This is a genomic window from Microcoleus sp. BR0-C5 (genome assembly GCF_036705045.1).
Classification (GTDB): domain Bacteria; phylum Cyanobacteriota; class Cyanobacteriia; order Cyanobacteriales; family Microcoleaceae; genus Microcoleus.
In genome coordinates, this window is record NZ_JAUBTR010000168.1 from 1 (window position 1) to 2,641 (window position 2,641).

At 40.9% G+C, this 2,641-nt stretch carries 3 protein-coding genes; 2 read left to right on the top strand and 1 reads right to left on the bottom strand.

Going from position 1 to position 2,641, the window contains the following annotated elements; all coding sequences use genetic code 11:
• Positions 1 to 288 (top strand): hypothetical protein (locus tag QUB08_RS31575; protein ID WP_333230204.1); only part of this gene is annotated, 288 nt, incomplete at its 5' end.
• A gap of 29 nt (positions 289 to 317) precedes the next feature.
• Complete coding sequence (locus QUB08_RS31580; RefSeq protein ID WP_333230206.1) at positions 318 to 1,154, top strand: DUF3037 domain-containing protein; 837 nt, start codon at positions 318 to 320, stop codon at positions 1,152 to 1,154.
• 59 nt (positions 1,155 to 1,213) lie between these two features.
• Here the strand turns inward: QUB08_RS31580 and QUB08_RS31585 are convergent, their stop codons facing one another.
• A complete protein-coding gene (locus QUB08_RS31585) occupies positions 1,214 to 2,575 on the bottom strand; it encodes a type IIL restriction-modification enzyme MmeI (RefSeq protein WP_333230208.1) in 1,362 nt (453 codons plus the stop codon).
• Positions 2,576 to 2,641: the final 66 nt, after the last annotated feature.

Genomic DNA, 2,641 nt, shown 5'->3' on the forward strand with positions numbered 1-2,641 from the left:
TCAGATTGCACTCACTGTTTTCACCTCTCTGCTGTATTGCGCTCGCATCCCTCTTTAAAAACTGTCCGGAGTATTGAAGCTGAACTAAACCCGGATTTGTATAATAATTGCAATTTTACCCCAGATGAGATTAGCTCGGCACTCCGGGCGCTTTCAACCGTCAGTGAAAAAACAATCATTCAAGCCGTGGCGGCTCCGCCTAGCGAGTGGGGGCTAACTCTTGACGAGCGTGTTACTCTAGTAGAATACTTAACTAGACAGCAACACCAATTATTAACTTTTTTGTAAGCACTTTCTTATAGAGGGAGGCAAAAGCAATGGCAAGCAGATATAGTATCGTTCAATACGTCCCTAATCCCATCGCTGACGAACGGATTAATATTGGCGTTGTTGCTTTTGATGATAATGATGTGCGCGTACAATTTGTAAATAATTGGGGCCGAGTTCAGGCTTTTGGTGGCGAAGATATTAATTTTCTCAGAAATTTTGCAAAACGAATGAAGAAAGCTGCGGGGGAAGGTTTGCTTTTCCCGGGAGATCATCCCAATGATACGCCTAGACATGAACGATTAAAAAAGATTGCACAGGGTTGGATGAATAGTATTCAATTCACAGAACCTCGGGGATCTTTGGAGAATGTCGAGAGTTTATTAGAAGATATCGCGCAGACTTACCTGGTTAATGTAGTTTCTGCAATAACTAAGCGAACTCGCCAAGATGCTGCGAGAATTACAACTTCTATAATTAGAAAAACTCTTACATTCTATTATGATGATAAACCTGCTTTAAAAGAAATGCTAAAAAATAATTTTCCTGTAAAAGGAACTCATAAAGAACACAGGTTTGATGCGGTTGTTGCTAACGGTCAACCTTATTTAGTCGCGCATGGAATCTCCTTTGAAGTTTACCCGCCTGAAACTTTGCAGGATTCTATTTCTTGGATGATTTTAGATGTTAAAGAATCTGACACTAAATTGCCTATAGGAATTGTTGCACTTCCCCCAAAACAAGAGTGGCAGGATTATGAAAAACTAAACAAAGTGTATCAAACAACTATCTCAACTTACAGGGATTTGGGGGCGGAAGTTTTGCAAGAAAATGAAGTACAACCTTGGGCATCTCAGACTATTGATAAGTTAGTTGCAATGGTGTGAGTAGGGTGCGTCACTCATCAATTCTTTGCTATTAGCGATAAATCTTCACCTGACGCACCCTACAGACTATCAGGAAAACCAAGGATACGAGGCGGCTTATCTGAAACTTTTTTGCGAGATTTAGAAGCTGTCTTTTTACCTCCTTTCGCTTTCCCCTCGGCTGCTTTCCCTCCCAGAATTTCCTCTTGATGGCGTTTCAGATTCAAGTTCACTAACCTCGCTAACACTTCATCGTGGATTTCCTCGGGCCATTTATACCGCCAAGGTTTTTTATTCTGGCGTTTGCTAATTCCTTCGCTTTTTTCCTCTTCTTCTTCGTAGTCAAGGATGAATTCGCAGTCGGTGGGGATGTCTGTCCAACCGTAGGCGTTTAATACGGCTTGATCGCATTCTTGATGTAATTGTCGCAGTTTTATTATATCTGGGTGGCGTTCGTCGGGGTCATGGAAGCGGTGGTAGGTATCGGTGAGTCCTTGGTTATTACGTACCATTAAATCAGCGCGATATTCGTAGTATATTTTGCCTTTTTCTTCTAATTGCGGATTGGTTTCCCAGTTTTTGGGGAAGGGGAAAGGCTGGAAACAATCAGTAGGATTATAGCGAATATCATCTTTCATAGATGAACTAAAAAAACCTGCAAAAATTTCGTGAATGCGAGATTGAAGTATGCAAAAACTAGAATAAGTTTCAAAATGAAATATATTAAGACTATTTGCAAATACAACTTTAGGTGAATAGAAAATGAATGACAAGTAAGTAGATGCTTGAGCATTTGTTACTAACACACGCTCGCACTTGGCGATCGCTTTATAAAGAGCAAGTCGTTTTTCAGCAAATTGCCACCAACGAGTCCGATAAACATCACGTTTTAATGAATCGCGCTCAGGCTTAACTTTTTCCTCTACAATTTTCATCAAATCTGGATATTCCCGCGCCTGGGCCTCACTCATCTCCCCAAAATTAATCACATAGCGATTATGGGCGTGAGTTGGACTAGAATTAACCTCCTCACCGCCAATATAAGGAAAAATCAGATCGGCATTTTTAGGATTTTGTTCAATTAAACGGTGCATTTCTGCAAGGGGTGTCGTCTCCGGGTTAGTATCATCAAATGTAAACCCCATGCCTAATACAGTGCTACCTTGAAAACTTTTATTAGCATTTGCTAATAAAATTTGAGGATTTTCATTACCCCCTGCATGAAACAGAAATGCAGAAATTAGCGGAACTTGTCGCCCGTCGAGGGTAGGGTGCGTCGCTGAGAGTTGCGTAGGGTGCGTCGCTGCAGAAGATATTCGAGATGAATCGAGATTTTCTGTAGCGACGCACCTTACTGTATCTACTTTTTGGATGTTCACAATACTGACTACAACTGCGGCCGAACCAATCCACTTAAACCGTTTTGTTGCATTGTATCCCACATTCCGCAGGTCTTTAAATAGAATTGATGGTTATAAAATTTAAAAATTCAAGCCTGAAGAGATTAC